Genomic DNA, 17756 nt, shown 5'->3' on the forward strand with positions numbered 1-17756 from the left:
TCCAATGGCTATGAATCAGTACTACGGTACGGGTCGCCGCAAGACGGCTTCCGCGCGTGTCTTTCTGCGTCCCGGCTCGGGCAACGTGACCGTCAACGGCCGTCCGCTGGACGAGTTCTTTGGTCGTCCGACTTCGCGCATGGTTGTCCGGCAGCCGCTGGAAGCGGCCGAAGCCCTCGACGGCTTCGACGTGGTGGCTACGGTCTCCGGCGGGGGCGGTAACGGTCAGGCGGGTGCCATTCGTCTGGGTATCGCCCGCGCCCTGGTTGAGTATAATGAGGACCTGCGCAGCACGCTGCGTCGTGGCGGTCACCTGACGCGGGATGCCCGCGAGGTGGAGCGCAAGAAGATCGGCCTGCGCAAGGCCCGTCGCGCGACGCAGTACTCCAAGCGCTGATCCGGTTTTCGCCGGTGCACCCGGAGGTTTCGGGCACCGGCCAGAATTGGGGGATCGTCTAGCGGTAGGACTACGGACTCTGACTCCGTCAACCCAGGTTCGAATCCTGGTCCCCCAGCCATCCATGGAAAAGGGCCCCCTCGCGGGGCCCTTTTTCATGGATATGGGCCCGGACCAGGATGAGAACCTGGAAGGTTCGGCGGAGCGCAGCGGAGCAACGCACACGCGCAGCGTGTGCGGCCCGAAGGGTGAGGCGCGCAGCGCCGAATAACCCTGGTCCCCCAGCCATCCATGGAAAAGGGCCCCCTCGCGGGGCCCTTTTTCATGGATATGGACTCGGACCAGGATGAGAACCTGGAAGGTTCGGCGGAGCGCAGCGGAGCAACGCACACGCGCAGGCTTTTCTACGGAATGTCGGGTCTTCTCCGTGCGTCTGTGGTCTATAGTCAGTCCCAGGTTTCGAGCAAGGAGAAGCCATGTCCGTACCCGAGAATCCGTATCCCGAGGTCACTGTCGATACCCGCGCCCGCCAGGTGGAAGGGACCAATGCCTGGTACATGATCGGTCTGTCGGGCATCCCGGGCCCCGACAACGAGGGCCACACTTCCAACGCCGGTTTCGTGGTGACCGACGAAGGCGTAGTGGTCTACGACGCCCTGGGGACCCCGGCCCTGGGGTTCGAGATGATCCGGCGGATCCGGGAGGTTACGGATCAACCCATCCGCTACGTGATCGCCGGTCATTACCATGCGGACCATATCTACGGTCTGCAGGCATTCGCCGATCACACGCAAGCACGCATCATCGGGCAGCGGCGCGCCGAGGATTATCTGCGCGGGCCCGCGGCCGAAAACCGGCTGGAACAGCGCCGGGGCGTGCTCTATCCGTGGGTGGACGAAGACACCCAGGTGATCCCGCCGGACGAGCTGTTCGACGAGGAGTACACCATCGAGCTGGGCGGCAAGACCTTCCGCCTGCTGCATGCCGGTCCGGCGCATTCACCGGATGACGTCATCATGGTGGTCGAGGAAGACGGCGTGGTGTTTGCCGGCGATATCGTGTTTGATGGCCGCATCCCCTTCCTCGGCGATGATGCCCTGGATTCCGGCAACTGGGTGAACCGCCTCGAGCAGGTCGAGGCGATGGAGCCGAACTTTCTGATCCCGGGGCATGGCGACGCGACCGCCAATGCCCGGCGCGCGGTGCGTTTCACCCGGGACTACCTGGTGAAGCTGCGTGAGCACATGGCGGAATCGGTCGAGGACATGATGTCCTTCGAGGAGGCCTACGCTGCCATGGACTGGTCCGAATACGAAGACCTGCCGGCGTTCGACCAGACCAACCGCTCCAACGCCAATGCGGTGTTTCTGGAGATGGAATCCAAACTGTTCTGACGCCGCATTATCTCCGCAGCCGACCGGGCCCGGGCTGTTCCGGGCCCGGTCGGACGTGCACGTCGATCAGGGTTTCCTTAATATTGCGCAACTACTTTGGTGCCAAAAGAATGGACCGCGAGTGCGAGATCGTGCTTTCGGTCCGGCTGGCCGTTAACCTTGCGCTTCACTCTGATCGGGAGGCCCCGCCTCAATGACCGCCGAACGCGTGCGCGAAATACCGTACAACTACACTTCCTTCTCCGACCGCGAAATCGTTATCCGCTTCCTCGGGTCCGATACCTGGGAGCTGCTCAACGAGCTGCGTGGCGAACGCCGTACCGGCGTGTCCGCGCGCATGCTGTTCGAGGTCCTGGGGGATATGTGGGTGGTCACGCGCAACCCGTACATCCAGGATGATCTGCTGGGGGACCGCAAGCGTCGCCGTTCCCTGATCGATGCGATGCAGCATCGTCTCGACCAGATCGAGGCGCGTGCCGAGGGCAACGAGAAGGCCCTGACCCTGGCCCGGCGCGCCCAGGCGGCGCTGACCGCGTTCGCGGAGGAGTTCGACAAGACGCTGGCGCTGCGCGACAAGGTTCGCAAGCGCATGAACGGGCTCACGCACAAGGACAACATCCAGTTCGGCGGCCTGGCGCGGGTCTCGCACGTGACCGACGCGACCGACTGGCGCGTGGAGCTGCCGTTCGTGGTGCTGACGCCGGATTCCGAAGAGGAAATGGGCCCGCTGGTCGCGGCCTGTATCGAGCTGGGTCTGACCGTGATCCCGCGCGGTGGCGGTACCGGCTATACCGGCAGTGCGGTTCCGCTGTCCAAGCGCTCGGCGGTCATCAACACCGAGAAGCTGGAAAACATTAGCGACGTGCAGCGGCGCACGCTGCCGGGTGTGGACAAGGAAGTGCCGGTGGTGCATGTCGAGGCGGGCGTGGTCACCAAGCGCGTTTCCGAGTTGGCCGACAATAACGGCCTGGTATTCGCGGTGGATCCGACCTCGCAGGACGCATCCACTATCGGCGGCAACGTGGCCATGAATGCCGGCGGCAAGAAGGCGGTGCTGTGGGGCACCGCGCTGGATAACCTTGCGGCCTGGACCATGGTCACCCCCGAGGCCGACTGGATGTACATCGAGCGCCTCGATCACAACCTCGGCAAGATCCACGATGCGCAGACGGTGCAGTTCCGCGTGACTCGCTACGAGGCCGACGGGAAGACCCAGAAGGGCGAGCCCGAGATCCTCGAGATGCCCGGGGCGCAGTTCCGCAAGACGGGGCTCGGCAAGGACGTGACCGACAAGACCCTGATGGGGGTGCCGGGCATCCAGAAGGAAGGCTGCGACGGCCTGATCACCTCGGCGGAGTTCATCCTCCACCGCATGCCGGACAACATCCGCACTGTGTGCCTGGAGTTCTATGGCACCGACCTGCACGAGGCGGTCCCGGCGATCGTCGAGATCAAGGACGCGGTGGATGCCGAGGACGAGGTCCTGCTGGCCGGGCTCGAGCACCTCGACGAACGCTACGTGCGCGCGGTGAAGTACACCCCCAAGGGGGCGCGCGGCGACCTGCCGAAGATGGTCCTGGTGGCCGACATCGTCTCCGACAACGAGGACGCGCTGGGCCGGCTGGCCGGGCAGATGGTGCGTGCGGCCAACGCCCGCAACGGCGAGGGCTTCATCGCCGTGAGCCCCGAGGCACGCAAGCGCTTCTGGGCGGATCGTGCCCGCACCGCGGCTATCGCCCATCACACCAACGCGTTCAAGATCAACGAGGACGTGGTGATCCCGCTGGAGCGGCTGGCGGAATACACCGAGGGGGTGGAGACCCTCAACGTCCGCGAATCGCTGAAGAACAAGCTGGCGATGATCGACGAGATGCTGGAGTGCATGCGCGGCGATCATCCCGAACTGCGCGAGCTGCTGGAAGACGCCGAGGGCGAGGGCCAGCAGTGGTTCGAGTCCAAGCGCCAGCGGGCGGTCGAGGTGCTGGAATCCGTGCGCGATCGCTGGTCGCGCATCGCCGACAACTTCCACACCCTGGCCTCCGAATGCGACGAGCTGCTGGATGACGCCGCGCGTGCGGACATGCGTCCGCATGACAAGCTGATCCACCTGCTGCTGCGCCGCAGCCTGCGCATCTCCTACCGCGCGGAGGTCGAACGGCCGCTGTTCGACATCTTCAACGGCCACCAGATGGAGTCGGTGCGCAAGCGCCTGACCGCCATCCATGACCGGGTACTGACGAGTCGTCTGTTCATCGCCCTGCACATGCATGCGGGCGACGGCAACGTGCACACCAACATCCCGGTCAATTCCAACGACTACCCGATGATGCATCAGGCCGAGCGCCTGGTGGACGAGGTGATGCGCCTGGCGCGCGAGCTGGACGGGGTGATCTCCGGTGAGCACGGCATCGGGCTGACCAAGATGCAGTACCTGGACCCGGAGTCGATCACGTCCTTCGCGAAGTACAAGAAGCAGATCGACCCCGAAGGAGTGTTCAACGCCGGCAAACTGATGGAAGGCTCCGGCCTGAACAATGCCTACACGCCGTCGCTGCGCCTGGTAAAGCAGGAGGCATTGATCCTGGAGCAGAGCGAGCTGGGGGATCTCAACGACGAGATCAAGGACTGCCTGCGCTGCGGCAAGTGCAAGCCGGTGTGCAACACGCACGTCCCGCGGGCCAACCTGCTGTACTCGCCGCGCAACAAGATCCTGGCGACCGGGCTGATCGTCGAGGCCTTCCTCTACGAAGAGCAGACTCGGCGCGGGCTGTCCCTCAACCACTTCGAGGAAATGAACGACGTGGCCGATCACTGCACGATCTGCCACAAGTGCCTGAACCCGTGCCCGGTCGATATCGACTTCGGCGACGTGACCATGCACATGCGCTCGATCCTGAACAAGAAGGGCAAGCGCAAGGCATCGCCGGCGACCATGATGTCCATGGCCTTCCTGAACACCAAGGATCCCGCCACCATCAAGGGTATTCGCAAGGGCGCGATCCAGATGGGGTACGCGGCCCAGCGCCTGGGCCACTGGTCGTTCAAGAAGCTCGGCCTGACCGGCGAGGGCAAGACCCCGCGTTCGACCACCGGCAAGCCGCCGGTGCACGAGCAGGTCGTGCATTTCGTGAAGAAGCCCATGCCGGCGGGGCTGCCGAGCCAGACCACGCGCCAGATGCTGGGGCTGGAGGACTCGCGCTACGTGCCGATCCTGCGCGATCCGGTGAAGACCGATATGGACTCCGATGCGGTGTTCTACTTCCCCGGCTGTGGCTCCGAACGCCTGTTCAGCCAGGTCGGCCTGGCCACCCTGGCCATGCTCTACGATGCGGGGGCGCAGACCGTGCTGCCGCCGGGCTACCTGTGCTGCGGCTATCCGCAGAACGCCGGTGGCGATTTCGAGAAGGGCTCGCAGATCAGCACCGAAAACCGCGTGCTGTTCCATCGCATCGCGACCACGCTCAACTACCTCGATATCAAGACCGTGGTGGTTTCCTGCGGGACCTGCATGGATCAGCTGCTCAAATACGAATTCGAGCGGATCTTCCCGGGCTGCCGGCTGCTGGATATCCACGAGTACCTGATGGAGAAGGGCATCAAACTGGAAGGCCTCCAGGGGGTTCAGTACATGTACCACGACCCCTGCCACTCGCCGATGAAGTCGCACAAGCCGACCGAGGTGGCCGGCAACCTGCTGGGCCAGCCGGTGCTGGAGTCCGACCGCTGCTGCGGCGAGGCCGGGACCTTCGCGGTCAGCCGCCCGGACATTGCGACCCAGGTGCGCTTCCGCAAGCAGGAGGAGCTGCACAAGGGCATCAAGCAGCTGACCGGCGAGGAGAAGGCGGAAAACGGCAACGTGAAGATGCTGACCTCCTGCCCGGCCTGCCAGCAGGGGCTGTCGCGCTACCGCGAGGATACCGGCCTGGACACCGATTACATCGTGGTGGAGATGGCCAACCGGCTGCTGGGCGAGGACTGGCAGAAGGGCTTCATCGACCGGGCGCGTGAAGGAGGCATCGAGAAGGTCCTGCTCTGAACGACGGTTTCCCGTACACTGCGCAGTGGAATAAACGGAGTTCACAGGGCGTCGCAGGGAAGGCCGTATCCCGCGGCCCCCTGCTGACGTCAACGGAGATCGCATGAGCTTTCGTCATTTCGCTGTTCGTTCGGGTGTGTTCGCCCTTGCCGCCGGCCTGCTGGCCACCCCTGTCATCGTCTCGGCCCAGCTGGCGGAGTTTCCGGGGCGTCATCTTTACGAACGCTTCGGGGTGGAGGCCATCGAACTGTTCGACCTGCGTGGTCAGTTCAGCGGCTCGACCCTGGTGGACGTGCGCCCGCGCGCGGAATTCGACGTGATGCGGATGCGCGACGCCCATCACGTGAATCTGCACGCCCCCGATTTCGACGAGCGTGTCCGCGACCTGGAAGCCCGCGAGGGCAGCCCGCTGGTGTTCTACTGCAACGGGCGCGACAGCCATCGGGCGTACCGTGCCGCGGCGCGGGCCAGTGATGCCGGGCTTGATGCCGTGCTGGCGTATGATGCCGGCATGAACGACTGGGCGCGGAGCTATCCGCGCTTCTCCCGCCTGTTCGGCGAAGCGGTCGAGGACGACGATCTGATCCCCGACGCGTCGTTCGCGGCGCGGTTGCTGGATGGAGAGACGTTCGCACGCCGGGCCCAGGAAGACGACAGCCTGCTGCTCGACATCAGTGGTGCCGGGGACGAGGACGACATCGCCCTGTTCGGCGGACGCGAGCGGGTCATGCCGGTGAATGAGCCGGCGGCCCTGGACGACGCCCTGCGGGCGGCCGCCGCGGACGGCGACACCCTGCTGATCTTCGACCAGCACGGACAGCAGGTGCGCTGGCTGCAGTATCGCCTGCGCGAGCTGGGCATCGAGGACGAGCGTTATTACTTCCTCGAGGGCGGAATGGAGGCGTTCTACGACGAGGTGATGGGCTGAGAGCGGGGATCAGCGGCGGAAGAAGCTCAGGATCAGTGACAGCACGATGCTGACGATGATCATGGTCGTCAGCGGGAAGTAGAAGCGGCTGTCACCGCGTTCGATCACGATGTCCCCCGGGAGCCGCCCCCAGGGGATCTTTCCCAGCCAGGGCCACAGCAGCCCGATCAGGACGATCGCGCCGCCGATGATGATCAGCCACTTGCCGGTCTCGTTCATCGTGCCTCAGTGGTGGTGCAGTTCGCGCACGCCCTTCTCGCTGCCGATCAGCATCACGTCGGCCGGGCGCCGCGCGAACAGCCCGTTGGTCACCACCCCGGCGATGTGATCGATCTCCGATTCCAGCTCCACCGGGTTCATGATGCGCAGGTTGTGGACGTCGAGGATGACGTTCCCGTTGTCGGTGACGAAGCCTTCGCGCAGTTCCGGATTGCCGCCCAGGTTCGACAGCGCGCGCGCCACGTGGCTGCGGGCCATCGGGATGACCTCCACCGGCAGCGGGAAGTTGCCCAGATAGTTCGCGATCTTGGTGTCGTCGACCACGCAGACAAAGGTCTCGGAGGCCGCGGCCACGATCTTCTCGCGGGTCAGCGCGCCGCCACCGCCCTTGGTCAGGTGCAGGTGGGTGGTGGCCTCGTCGGCGCCGTCGACGTAGATCGGCAGCGGGCCGGCCGAATTCAGGTCCAGGACCTCGATGCCATGTTTGCGCAGGCGCTCCGCGCTCGCCTCGCTGGAGGCGACGGCCCCGTCGATGCGGTTCTTCATGCCCGCCAGGGCATCAATGAAATAGTTGGCGGTCGATCCGGTGCCGACACCGACCACCCAGCCGTCCTCGATCTTCGACAGGGCCGCTTCGGCCACCGCCTTCTTCATTTCGTCCTGAGTCATCGCTTCGTCTCGCATGTTCTTGATATAACCTGTCGAGCATAACCATCCCGACGTTGACGGGACAAGCGCCGCGCAGCGCGAAGAGCTCACAAGGTATGCGGTGCGCGTGCTATCGTGCGAAGTCATGAAAGACTATCCCTATCTGGAGAAGATCCTCACCTCCAGCGTGTACGACGTTGCGCGGGAGACGCCGCTGGACGTCATGCCCACGCTGTCGAACCGGCTGGGCTGTGATATCCGCCTCAAGCGCGAGGACCTGCAGCCGGTGTTCTCGTTCAAGCTGCGCGGCGCCTACAACAAGATCGCGCAGCTTTCGGAGGAGCAGCGTTCGAAGGGCGTGATCGCGGCCTCGGCGGGCAACCACGCCCAGGGCGTGGCGCTGGGGGCGACCCACCGCGGTATCCGCGCGGTTATCGTGATGCCGGTCACCACGCCGCAGATCAAGGTCGATGCGGTACGCCGCTTCGGCGGCGAGGCGGTGCTGTTCGGCGATTCCTTCGACGAGGCCGCAGCGCATGCCCGCGAGCTGGAGGCGGAGCACGGCTACACCTTCATCCACCCGTTCGACGATCCGGACGTGATCGCCGGCCAGGGCACGGTGGCCATGGAGCTGCTGCGTCAGCATCCCGGGCCTCTCGATGCGGTGTTCGTGTGCATCGGCGGGGGTGGCCTGGTCTCGGGCATGGCGGCCTACATCAAGCGCCTGCGCCCGGAGATCCGGGTGATCGGCGTGGAGCCGGATGATGCACCGTCGATGTACAAGGCGCTGCAGCAGAACCGGCGGGTCAGCCTGAAACAGGTGGGCATTTTCGCCGACGGCGCGGCGGTGCGTCAGGTGGGCAAGGAGACCTTCCGCCTGACCCGCGAGCTGGTGGACGAGGTGCTGCTTGTGGACACCGATTCCATCTGCGCGGCGATCAAGGACATCTTCGACGACACCCGCGTGGTGGCCGAACCGGCCGGGGCGCTGGCGGTCGCCGGGATGAAGCAGTATGCCCAGCGCGAGGGGCTGCGCGGGGCGCACCTGGCCGCGGTTCTCAGCGGGGCCAACATCAACTTCGACCGCCTGCGCCACGTGGCCGAGCGCGCCGAGATCGGCGAACACCGCGAGGCGCTGTTCGCGGTGACCATCCCCGAACGGCCCGGCAGCTTTCGCGAGTTCTGCGAAGCGGTGGGCAAGCGGGGCATTACCGAATTCAACTACCGCTACGCCGACGACAGCACCGCACATGTCTTCGCCGGGATCAAGCTGGAAGGCGGGGATGCCGAGCGCGCGGAGATCCTCGCGAACCTGCGCGAGCGAGGCTACGAGGTCCTCGACATGACCGAGAACGAGGTCGCCAAGCTGCATCTGCGGCACATGGTGGGCGGCCACGGTGGCGAGGTGCGCAACGAGCGGCTCTACCGCTTCGAGTTTCCGGAACGCCCGGGCGCTCTGCTGAACTTCCTCAACCACATGGGCGAGACCTGGAACATCTCGCTGTTCCACTATCGCAACCACGGGTCGGCCCATGGCCGGGTGCTGGTAGGGATGCAGATCCCGAAGGAAGACCGCAAGCGGTTCCGCGAATTCCTCGAAGAGGTCGGCTATCCCTGGCACGAGGAGACCGGCAACCCGGCCTATTCGCTGTTCCTGCGCTGATGGTGCCGTGCGGGGTCAGTCTTCCGGGGCGTCCAGTGCATCCGCCGGCGGGGTGCCCTCGGTCTCGATTCCCTCGCGCATCGCTTCCTCCGCCTCCTGGTTGAGTACGATCAGGGTGATGCGCCGGTTCACCGCGGCTTCGGGGTTGTTCCGGTCGAAGGGGACGGTGTCGGACAGCCCCACCACGCGCGCGATCTGTTCCGGTTCGGTGCCGCCGGCGATCAGCTCGCGCCGCGCGGCGTTGGCGCGGTCGGTGGACAGCTCCCAGTTGGTGTAGTCCTCGCGCTGCAGCGGGCGGGCATCGGTGTGGCCGGTGATCGAGATCCGGTTGGGGACCTCGTTGATCAGCCCCGCGAGCTCGCGCAGGATGCCGCTGGCATGGTCCAGCGGCCGCGCGCTGGCGGTGGCGAACATCGGACGATTCTCGGCGTCGATGATCTGGATACGCAGGCCTTCCGGTGTGATGTCCATCAGCAGCTGGTCCTTGAACGGCTCCAGGGCCTGACTGCGGTCGATGGCTTCTTCCAGCGCTTCCTGCAGCGATTCCAGGCGCTCCCGGTCGCGTTCCAGCAGGGTCTCGTCATCGGCATCGTCCGGTACGGGCTCCGGGGGCGCATCGAGACGGTCGGGCAGGCCCTCGAAGTCGATGATCGAGGGATCGGCGCCGATGCCGTCACCGATGGCCTGCGACGGTGCCATGGCCTCGCCCTCGAAGGCCGACGGGTTCTGGAAATACTCCGACAGCGCGGCGCGTTCGTCCGCCTCCAGCGCGGCCAGCAGCCACAGCAGCAGGAAGAAGGCCATCATCGCCAGGGCGAAGTCGGCGAAGGCGACCTTCCACGAGCCCCCGTGGTGGCCGCCCTGGACCACCTTCTTCTTGACGATGATCGGCTGGGTCTTGTCCTCGACGCCCATGAGCGGTGTCCGGCCGGCCTCAGGCCGCCTTCACGTGTTCCTCGAGTTCGGTGAAGCCCGGGCGCACGTCGCTTTCCATGGTCTTGCGGCCGAATTCCACCGAGACCTGCGGGCTGTAGCCCTGCACGTTGGCGAGGATGCAGGCCTTGATGCACTGCATGTACTTGGTGTCCTCGTGCGAGCGGGCCTCCAGCGCGGAGGCCGTCGGGCCGACGAAACCGTAGGCCAGCAGGATCCCGAGGAAACTGCCGACCAGCGCGGCGGCGACGTTCATGCCGATGGTCTCGATGTCGCCGCCGATGGCACCCATGGTGTTGATGATGCCGAGGATCGCCGCGACGATGCCGAAGCCGGGCAGGGCGTCCGCCACCTTGTTTACCGCATGGCTGGGGCGCTCCACCTCTTCGTGGTGGGTCTCCAGATCCACGTCCATCAGGGCGTCCAGCTCATGCGGGTTCATCGAGCCGGAGATGATCAGCCGGAGGTAGTCGGTGATGAATTCGACGGCATGGTGATTCTTCAGCACCCGGGGGTGGGCCTGGAAGAGCTCGCTGTTTTCCGGATCGTCGATGTCGACTTCGACCGCCATCAGGCCCTCCTTGCGGGCCTTGACGAACAGCTTGTACATCAGCGCCAGCAGGTCGAGGTAGTCGGCCTGCGCATACTTGCGCCCCTGCATCAGTTTGGGGATCGACTTGAAGACCGTGACCACCACGTGTGGCGGGTTGGCGATCAGGAACGCGCCCAGCGCGGCGCCGCCGATGATGATGTATTCGTAGGGCTGCCAGATGATGAAGATGTCGCCGCCGTGGGCCACGTAGCCCCCGAAGACGGCGCCCAGTACGACGAGAAAACCGAGGATGAACTTCACGCGCGCAGGCCCTGCGTTGCTATAGTCGGCAGCGATACCTTAATCGAGAACCGCACGCGAGGTACAGCGATGGTCATGGACGAAACGGCGCCCTACGCCGCCCGCGCGCGCGGGCTGGCGGAGACGGACTGGCCGGTGCTGGGTTCCAGCGAGGCGGTGTTCGCCGACACCGACGAACTGGTGAACCGCTCGCTGCGCGAGGTGGGGCAGTATGCCGAGCGTGACCCCGGGCTGGCTTTGCGCCTGATCCTGCGGGCCAACGAGCCGCGCCCGGGGCTGAAGCAGGAGGTGCATTCGGTTCCGGACGCCATTGCCATGCTCGGCCTGCGCGCAGTGCATCAGGAGATCGAACGGGCCCCCCGCGTGGAAGACCTTCTGGGGGACCCGCAGCCGTACCGGCGGCGAGCGGCCCAGGCGCGCCTGGCGGCGCTGATCGTGGAGGAACTGGGACGGGTGCGCCACGACAGTGAACCGGGCGAGCTGGGGCTGGCCGCCCTGTTGAACGACCTCGGCATGCTGGCGCTGGAAATGACCGACGCGCCGGAACTGCCGGGACTGCGCTCGATGCTGCAGCTGCGGGCGGTGCCCGACGAGGCCAGTTACGTGGCCCTGGGCTATGCCACCGACGATCTGTCGCGCGGGATGGCCGAGCACATGCACCTCCCGGAGCTGGTGCGCGGTACCCTGCGCGCGGAAAATGCCGCTCACCCGCGCGCCATGGAAGTGATGGTGGCCTCCGCAGTGGCCGGCCAGATCTTCCACGGCATGGACACCCTGCGCGAGGACCGCGATCTGCGCCTGCTGGCGGGGTTGCTGGGCGAGCCCGACAAGGCGGCGGCGGATCGGCTTGGCCGACTGATGGAGGGCTTCAACCGGGACGCGTGGCTGTATGCCATGGACGACCTGGATCCCTCGGCGGTCGCGCGCGTCTGGCGGGATGACTGCTCGCCGGTGCCGCTGGGCCTGGCGCCGCGCGGCGACATCGCGGTCAGCGGCGAGCTCGCACTGCAGCGCGAGCCGCACCGGGGCGTGCGCCTGCGGCGCCTGTTGCGCGCCTGCCAGTTCGGCCTGGGGCTCAACCGCGTGGTGTTCACGGAGCTGGCCCATGACGGTGAATGGCTGCAGGCTGTCGATCTGGTGGGTACGCTGCACGAGCCGGAGTTCAGCCATTTTGGCATCGGCCGGCATGACCTGGGCGCCATGGGTGCGGTGCTGGAGCAGACCGATCCGGTCTGGTGGTCGCGCGATCATCCTGACACCCCGTTGCCCGGGGCCGTGGCCGAGCTGACCGGCGGCGTGGACTGCCTGCTGGCGCCGGTGCGGGAGCACGGGCGCTGCATCGGGATGATCTACGCCGACCGGCGCTCGCCGGCGCTGGCGCTGGATCCCCGGACCTTCGACGGCTTCGCCCGGCTGCTGGCGGCGGCACGGCGCTGAAGCTCAAGCCGCCCGGGCGGCGGCCGTTATCCCGTAAAACGACACTCACGCGATGAGCAAGGGGCGCGCCGGCCGGCGCGCCCGCGGAGACCGAGCAGTATGCGCGAAAACCTTCCCGTCACGGGGACCGAATACACCCTCAACGAGGGCGAGGACCTGATCTCGTCCACCGACCTGAAGGGCCGGATCCGCAACGCCAATGACGCCTTCGTGCGTGTCAGCGGTTTCGACTGGGACGAGCTGAACGGGTCGGCTCACAACATCGTGCGCCATCCCGACATGCCGGAGGCGGCCTATGCCGACATGTGGGCCACGCTGCAGTCGGACCGTGCGTGGATGGGTATCGTGAAGAATCGCCGGAAGAACGGCGATCATTACTGGGTGGACGCCTTCGTGACGCCGGCCTACGAGAACGGGCAGAAGGTCGGCTACGAGTCCGTCCGCCGGGTGCCGTCGCGCGAGCATGTAGAGCGCGCGGAGAAGGTCTATGCCGCGATGAAGCGCGGGCGCCAGTTCCGCCGTCATCTCTGGGACAGCCTGCTGTTCCGGCTGCTGGGTGTCTGGGGCCTCGGCTTTGGGCTGGCGCTGGGGGTGCTGCTGGCGCCCTGGGGAGCGCTGGTCCAGGGGCTGGGTCTGGCCCTGGTGTTCGCCCTGGGGGGCGCGGCCACGCTCGGGCTGATGCAGCCGCTGCAGCGTACCATGCGGGAACTGCGGCGGATCTTTGACAACCCGGCGATGGAGACCATCTACTGCGGCCGGCGCGACGGTTCCGCGACGCTGGAGCTGTTCCAGCGCTTCCACGAGGCGCGGCTGTTCACCGTGCTCGACCGCATCGAGGAGCAGTCGGGGGCGGTAAGCGACGGGGCCCGGACCATGGCGGGTGCGGTGGAGCAGACCGCCGGCGGGGTATCCCGTCAGCAGGGCGAGATCGATCAGGTCGCCACGGCGATGAACGAGATGACCTCGACCATCCAGGAGATGGCGCAGAACTCGTCGCAGGCCGCGGACAGCGCCCATCACGCCGAGCAGGAGACCCGCTCCGGGGAGGAGGTGGTGAACGCCACCGTGGAAGCGATCAATCGCATGGCGCGCGAGGTCGAGACCACCGCAGAGAAGCTCAACCGGCTGGAGACCGACGCTGCGGAGATCGACAACATCCTCGGCGTGATCCGCGAGATCGCCGAACAGACCAACCTGCTGGCCCTGAACGCGGCCATCGAGGCGGCGCGTGCCGGCGAGCACGGACGCGGTTTCGCGGTGGTGGCCGACGAGGTCCGGCGGCTGTCGCAGCGCACCGATGAATCCACGGTGACCATTCGCCAGATGATCGAGACCCTGCAGAACGGTTCGCGCGAGGCGGTCAGTGCGATGCGCGCAAGCCAGGAACAGGCTGCGCACGGCGTGCAACAGGCGCAGTCGGCCGGCGAGTCGCTGGGGCGCATCCGCGAGGCGGTGGGGCGCATTACCGAGATGAACACCCAGATCGCCACGGCGGTGGAGGAGCAGAGCTCGGTCTCCGAAGAGATCAACCGCAACGTCACGTCCATCCACGACGTGGCCGCCGAAACCGGGACTGTGGCGGAACACGCGCGCGAGGCCAGCGCCGACATGGAACGCCTGGCCGGCGAGCTGAGATCCCTGATCCACCGTTTCGACACCCGCGCGTAGGAGGCCGGCCCTCCGGCCGATTCGGCCCCGTTGGCTCGTCAGGCCCCGATCGGCCAGGAGGCTGGCCTCCCACGATTGCATCCGCGCGTAGGAGGCCAGCCCTCTGGCCGATTCGGCGCCGGGGATTGCCCGGACCTCAAATCGGCCAGGAGGCTGGCCTCCCACGGTTGCACCCGCGCGCAGGAGGCCGGCCCTCCGGCCGATTCGGCCCCGGTGGCTCGTCAGGCCCCGATCGGCCAGGGGGCTGGCCTCCTACACGCGGGGGTTCCTGCCCGGTGGCGGGCGGACGTATGCTGTGGGCTGCGACGCCGCCGAGCAGAGGAGCCCCGCCGGATGCCCATCGACTGGAAGCATTACGATTCCGCCCCGTTTTTCGATGAATTGATGGAAGGCCCGGGGCAGCCACGGCCCGCGGCCCGCGCCGTGGCGGAATACCTCGCTACCCTGGACGACGACGAACTGCAGGGGCGCAAGCAGGCGGCCGACAGTGCGATCCTCGAGATGGGCATCAGCTTTACGGTGTACAGCGAGGGCGAGAACATCGACCGCGCGTGGCCGTTCGACATCATTCCCCGGGTGATCCCGCGGCGCGAATGGGAGCGGGTCGCGGCCGGGCTGGAGCAGCGGATGACCGCGCTCAATCTGCTGATCGATGACATCTACAACGAACAGCGCATCTTCCGCGACGGGGTGATCCCGCGCTACGTGCTGGAACAGTCGCGCAACTTTCGCGAGCAATGCGTCGGCATCCACCCGCCGCACGGGGTCTGGGCGCATATTTGCGGCAGCGACCTGGTGCGTGCGGGTGACGGCCAGTTTCACGTGCTGGAGGACAACCTGCGGGTACCCTCCGGGGTTTCCTACATGCTGGAGAATCGCCAGGTCACCAAGCGGGTCCTGCCCGAGCTGTTCCAGAACAGTTCGATCCTGCCGGTCGACGAATACCCGGCGCAGCTGTTCGACATGCTGGCCTCGATCTCGCCGCGCCCGCAGGACTACCCGGAGATCGCGGTGCTGACCCCGGGGATTTACAACTCCGCCTACTTCGAGCATTCCTTTCTCGCCCAGCGCATGGGGGCGGAACTGGTGGAAGGCGCCGACCTGATGGTGGGCGACGACGACTGCGTGTACATGCGCACCATCGACGGCCCCGAACGGGTGGACGTGATCTACCGCCGCATCGACGACGCTTTCCTCGACCCCGAAGCCTTCAACCCCGATTCGCTGCTGGGGGTCCCCGGCCTGATGCGCGCCTGGCGCAAGGGCAATGTCGGCCTGGCGAATGCGCCGGGGGCGGGCGTGGCGGACGACAAGGTGATGTACGCCTTCATCCCCGAGGTGATCCGTTATTACCTCGATCAGGACCCGATCATTCCCAATGTGCCGACCTGGTTGTGCTCCGACGAGGAGCATCGCAAGTACGTGCTGGAGCACCTGGACGAGCTGGTGGTGAAGCCCGCCAACGAATCGGGCGGCTACGGCATGCTGGTGGGTCCCCACGCCACCAAGAAGCAGCGCACCGAGTTCGCCAGGCTGATTCGCAAGGATCCGCGCAACTACATCGCCCAGCCCACGCTGGATCTGTCCGTGGCGCCCACGCTGTGTGGCGAAGCGATCGAGCCTCGCCATCTGGACCTGCGGCCCTTCATCCTGCAGGGGGTGCGCACCGACGTGACCGCCGGTGGTCTCACGCGGGTCGCGATGCGCAAGGGTTCGCTGGTGGTGAACTCGTCGCAGGGCGGCGGCAGCAAGGACACCTGGATCGTGGACGAGGAGGACTGAGATGCTCTCGCGAGTGGCAGAACGGGTGTACTGGATGGCGCGCTATGTCGAGCGCGCCGAGAACACCGCACGCATGGTCCGGGCCTTCAGCCTGCTGGCGCTGGACATGCCGAAATCGGCGCAGCTGTCGTGGCGGGGGCTGGTGTCGGTCACCGGCCACGACGCCGAATTCGAGGCGCATTACCAGCGCGAGGACGAGCGCAACTGCGTGAAGTTCCTGCTGGCGGATGCCGACAACCCGGGGGCGGTGCTGTCGTCGCTGCGCAAGGCGCGCGAGAACGTCCGTACCACGCGCGACCTGGTGCCCTCCGAGGCCTGGGAGGTGATGAACGAGCTGTTCCTGTTCGCGCGTGATCACATCGACCAGGGCATCACCAAGCGCGGCCGTTTCGAATTTCTGTCCGAGGTGATCGAACGCTGCCAGATGCTTACTGGCCTGTTGGCGGGCAGCATGAGCCACGATGCGGCCTACGATTTCATCCGTCTGGGACGCAATCTGGAACGCGCGGACATGACCACCCGTCAGGTCGACGTGGGCGCCCTCAGGCTGCTCAAGCGTGAAGACGACGAGACGGCCCGGCCCTACGAGGGGCTGCTGTGGACCTCCATCCTGCGTTCGGAGGGCGGGTTCCAGATGTACCGGCTGCACGTGAAGCGGCGTATCAACGGGCCGGATGTCGTGCGTTTTCTGCTGCAGGACACCGCATTCCCCCGGGCGGTGGCGCACGCCCTGACCGAGGTCCAGACGGCGCTGGAGCGGCTGCCGCGCAACGAGATGCCGCTGCGTCTGGTCACCCAGGCGCGCCGCCACGCCCTTAACGCGGATATCGACGAGCTGATCGGCGAGGACACCCTGCATGAATTTCTGGAGACGCTGCAGCAGGACGTGGCCGAGCTGCACGGGGCCAATGTGCGGACCTGGTTCCAGTTTCCGGAAAACGCTCCCGCGCCGGATGTCGCCTGAGACGGCCCGGGCGCTTCAGGACTTCTTCTTCGCCCGGCGACTCACTCGGGTGCCGCGGTCCTTGCGTCCGTGGCGGTGTTCCCAGTCGAAGCGAGGCAGGTCGGTGAAGGCCTTCTTGACGTTCTCGTCCCAGGCATGGGTCAGTGAGCGCAGGTATTCGTCCTCGGCCTCCAGGCAGAGGTAGTGGTCCATCTCCAGGGTGTCGCGCTCGTACACCAGGACCTCGATCGGCGGCCCTACGGTGAGGTTGGAGCGCACCGTTGAATCGATGGAGACCAGCGCGCAGCGCGCCGCGTTGCCCAGCGGGGTCTCGGCCTCGATGATGCGGTCGAGGATCGGCTTGCCGTATTTGCTCTCGCCGATCTGCAGAAAGCGGGTGTGCTGCGAGGTGGTGATGTAGTTACCCTGCGGGTACACTAGGTAGATTGCCGGGGGCTCGCCGGCGATCTGGCCACCAATGATCAGGGTGGCGTCCGCCTTCATCCCCGACTTCGACAGCGCCTCGGAATGCTTCTCCTGCTCCTCGCGGTTGATGCGGCCGAGGTATTCCGCCGCCTCCGACATGTGGGCGACGGTCGCGAGGTTCGGTTCGGCGGCCCCTTCCTGGCCGGCTTCCTCCATTTCCCGCTGCAGGCGATTGACCACGGCCTGGGTGGTGGCGAGGTTGCCGGCGGCGAGGACCACGAACAGGCGCTGACCTTCGATCTCGAAGGTGTGCATCTTGGAGTAGGTGCTGACCTGGTCGACGCCGGCATTGGTGCGCGAATCGGAGGCGAACACCAGACCGTCGTCCAGATCGATGGCGACACAGTAGGTCATCGGGGCCATCCGGGC

The 17756-nt window shown here is 66.3% G+C and carries 14 protein-coding genes, 1 tRNA gene and 1 other RNA gene; 11 read left to right on the forward strand and 5 right to left on the reverse strand.

The annotated features are described in order from the left end of the window. The first annotated feature begins 4 nt into the window (after positions 1 to 4). The 6 genes from rpsI to D893_RS10255 all read left to right on the forward strand — a co-directional run bounded on the left by rpsI (position 5) and on the right by D893_RS10255 (position 6755). Positions 5 to 397 (forward strand): 30S ribosomal protein S9, encoded by a 393-nt coding sequence (gene rpsI / locus D893_RS10230; protein ID WP_024328551.1) that lies wholly within the window; start codon positions 5 to 7, stop codon positions 395 to 397. A gap of 47 nt (positions 398 to 444) precedes the next feature. Then, positions 445 to 518 (forward strand) — tRNA-Gln (locus D893_RS10235). A gap of 37 nt (positions 519 to 555) precedes the next feature. Further along, a non-coding RNA gene (locus D893_RS10240) (RtT sRNA) lies at positions 556 to 685 on the forward strand. Between the two features lie 188 nt (positions 686 to 873). After that, positions 874 to 1791 (forward strand): MBL fold metallo-hydrolase, encoded by a 918-nt coding sequence (locus D893_RS10245; protein WP_110619731.1) that lies wholly within the window; start codon positions 874 to 876, stop codon positions 1789 to 1791. A gap of 193 nt (positions 1792 to 1984) precedes the next feature. Then, positions 1985 to 5827 carry a DUF3683 domain-containing protein gene (locus D893_RS10250; protein ID WP_018946443.1) on the forward strand — a complete coding sequence of 1281 codons (3843 nt, stop codon included), beginning with the start codon at positions 1985 to 1987 and terminating at the stop codon, positions 5825 to 5827. A 103-nt stretch (positions 5828 to 5930) separates the two neighbouring features. Then, positions 5931 to 6755 (forward strand): rhodanese-like domain-containing protein, encoded by an 825-nt coding sequence (locus D893_RS10255; protein ID WP_018946442.1) that lies wholly within the window; start codon positions 5931 to 5933, stop codon positions 6753 to 6755. Positions 6756 to 6764: 9 nt separating this feature from the next. Here D893_RS10255 and D893_RS10260 read toward each other — a convergent pair whose 3' ends face one another. Then, complete coding sequence (locus D893_RS10260) at positions 6765 to 6974, reverse strand: DUF2905 domain-containing protein (protein WP_018870056.1); 210 nt, start codon at positions 6972 to 6974, stop codon at positions 6765 to 6767. Between the two features lie 6 nt (positions 6975 to 6980). Beyond that, positions 6981 to 7643 carry a ribose-5-phosphate isomerase RpiA gene (gene rpiA, locus D893_RS10265; RefSeq protein ID WP_018946441.1) on the reverse strand — a complete coding sequence of 221 codons (663 nt, stop codon included), beginning with the start codon at positions 7641 to 7643 and terminating at the stop codon, positions 6981 to 6983. A 124-nt stretch (positions 7644 to 7767) separates the two neighbouring features. Between rpiA and ilvA the strand changes: the two genes are divergently transcribed. After that, the gene (ilvA, locus tag D893_RS10270) at positions 7768 to 9285 is read left to right on the forward strand and encodes a threonine ammonia-lyase, biosynthetic (RefSeq protein ID WP_110619732.1); all 1518 of its coding nucleotides are present in this window, start codon (positions 7768 to 7770) and stop codon (positions 9283 to 9285) included. A gap of 15 nt (positions 9286 to 9300) precedes the next feature. On the opposite strand, the gene motB is transcribed toward ilvA, so the two are convergent. After that, positions 9301 to 10200: a flagellar motor protein MotB gene (motB, locus tag D893_RS10275; RefSeq protein WP_110619733.1), complete on the reverse strand. Its 900-nt coding sequence runs from the start codon at positions 10198 to 10200 to the stop codon at positions 9301 to 9303. Positions 10201 to 10219: 19 nt separating this feature from the next. Then, the gene (motA, locus tag D893_RS10280) at positions 10220 to 11071 is read right to left on the reverse strand and encodes a flagellar motor stator protein MotA (RefSeq protein ID WP_018946438.1); all 852 of its coding nucleotides are present in this window, start codon (positions 11069 to 11071) and stop codon (positions 10220 to 10222) included. 69 nt (positions 11072 to 11140) lie between these two features. Here motA and D893_RS10285 point away from each other — a divergent pair, with 69 nt between their 5' ends. From D893_RS10285 to D893_RS10300, 4 genes are all read left to right on the forward strand, one after another. Next, positions 11141 to 12508, forward strand: a complete 1368-nt coding sequence (locus D893_RS10285) for an HDOD domain-containing protein (protein WP_110619734.1) — start codon at positions 11141 to 11143, stop codon at positions 12506 to 12508. A 99-nt stretch (positions 12509 to 12607) separates the two neighbouring features. After that, positions 12608 to 14176: a PAS domain-containing methyl-accepting chemotaxis protein gene (locus D893_RS10290; protein ID WP_110619735.1), complete on the forward strand. Its 1569-nt coding sequence runs from the start codon at positions 12608 to 12610 to the stop codon at positions 14174 to 14176. A gap of 333 nt (positions 14177 to 14509) precedes the next feature. Beyond that, the gene (locus tag D893_RS10295; RefSeq protein WP_018946435.1) at positions 14510 to 15958 is read left to right on the forward strand and encodes a circularly permuted type 2 ATP-grasp protein; all 1449 of its coding nucleotides are present in this window, start codon (positions 14510 to 14512) and stop codon (positions 15956 to 15958) included. Between the two features lies 1 nt (position 15959). Then, on the forward strand, positions 15960 to 16922 hold the full coding sequence (locus tag D893_RS10300; RefSeq protein WP_110619736.1) for an alpha-E domain-containing protein: 963 nt from the start codon (positions 15960 to 15962) through the stop codon (positions 16920 to 16922). Between the two features lie 15 nt (positions 16923 to 16937). Here D893_RS10300 and D893_RS10305 read toward each other — a convergent pair whose 3' ends face one another. Continuing rightward, positions 16938 to 17741 (reverse strand): proteasome-type protease, encoded by an 804-nt coding sequence (locus D893_RS10305; RefSeq protein WP_018946433.1) that lies wholly within the window; start codon positions 17739 to 17741, stop codon positions 16938 to 16940. Between the last annotated feature and the right edge of the window lie 15 nt (positions 17742 to 17756).

The sequence above is a fragment of the Thioalkalivibrio sp. ALE21 genome, from assembly GCF_003208255.1.
In the GTDB taxonomy this organism is placed as follows: Bacteria; Pseudomonadota; Gammaproteobacteria; order Ectothiorhodospirales; family Ectothiorhodospiraceae; genus Thioalkalivibrio; species Thioalkalivibrio halophilus.